Consider the following 1,335-nt stretch of genomic DNA (forward strand, 5'->3'; position numbering starts at 1 on the left):
TGAACCGATGAACTCGAATTTTCCCAACCTTTCGCCCACGGACTCGCAGGCTCGTCCCTCCAAAGACGCAGGCGATCGCGCACCGTTGCAATGGAGGGACGAGCCTGCGAGTCCGAAGCCCTCTCAAAAACCAAAACCTTTACAGTCAAACAAAACCGCCCTCCTCGCCCTCCTCGCCGGGCTGGCGTTTGCCGGATTGGTGGCGGCAGGGATCTATCTCGGCTCGCACGGGTTGCGCGACTTCGACCCCGCGCTCACGTGGTATGCGGTGGCCAGTATCCTCGGTGCGTTTGCGGTGGGGTACCGGTTCACGGTGTGGGTGCAGCGGCCGCCTTCGCGGATGTATTTCAAGCGCGGGCTGGAATTGGCGCGGCGATATCCAGGGCTGTTATTCAAGAGCAGTGGCAAAAAAATGGCGGCGCAAACGTTTATCAAGGAACGCAGCTCGTACCGCTGGATCATGCACCTATGCCTGTCAGGGGGCTGCACGCTGGCGTTTGCGGTGACGTTTCCGTTGGTGTTCGGCTGGATCCATTTTGATGTGGGCGCGGTGGACACACTGTATCAAGTGAAGGTGTTCGGCGTGCAGGTGCGCGAGTTCAACGTGCACAGTCTTGAGGCAAAGGTGATGTTTAACCTGCTGAACATCTCCGCGGCACTGGTGATGGTAGGCCTGGTGATGGCCGGTTGGCGGCGCCTCACCAATGCCGGCGTGCGTGCGGTACAGAGTTTCACCGAGGACATCCTGCCGCTACTGATTATTTTCGCCGTCACCGCCACGGGCCTAATGCTGACGGTGAGCTACAGCTTCATGGAAGGCCGCGGGCACGGATTCCTTGTATGGGTGCACCTGCTCACGGTGGTGTCGCTGATCTTTTATATTCCGTTCGGCAAACTCTTTCACATGTTCCAGCGGCTCTGCTCGGTCTGCGTGAGCCTATACAAAAAGGCCGGCGAAGATGGTCCGCAGGCGGACTGCGCGGTGTGCCGCGAGCCCTTTGCCTCGCAAATGCACGTGGATGACCTGAAGGTGGTGCTGGATCAGCTGGGCTTCAACTACCGCTTCGCCACCTCCAAGGGCGAGGTGCATTATCAGGATATTTGCCCCAAATGCCGCCGGCGTTTACTGGCAGTGAATCAGGGGAAAACGATTGGGAGATAAAAACCAATGACCAAGAATCAAGGCCCGAGGAATGACCAAATCCCAATGTCCAATGATGTTGTTAAGCGGATGCCGGTTGCGATGGAGGGACGAGCCTGCGAGTCCGGTGGCGTTAGCGGACTCGCAGGCTCGTCCCTCCATTTTTGCCGCGGATTGGACCTTGGGCATTGGAC

At 58.4% G+C, this 1,335-nt stretch carries 1 protein-coding gene; it reads left to right on the forward strand.

The features are described from left to right. Window positions 1-7 precede the first annotated feature (7 nt). On the forward strand, window positions 8-1,162 hold the full coding sequence (locus H8E27_02185; protein ID MBC8324424.1) for an MFS transporter: 1,155 nt from the start codon (window positions 8-10) through the stop codon (window positions 1,160-1,162). Window positions 1,163-1,335: the final 173 nt, after the last annotated feature.

This window comes from Limisphaerales bacterium, from assembly GCA_014382585.1.
GTDB lineage: Bacteria > Verrucomicrobiota > Verrucomicrobiia > Limisphaerales > UBA1100 > JACNJL01.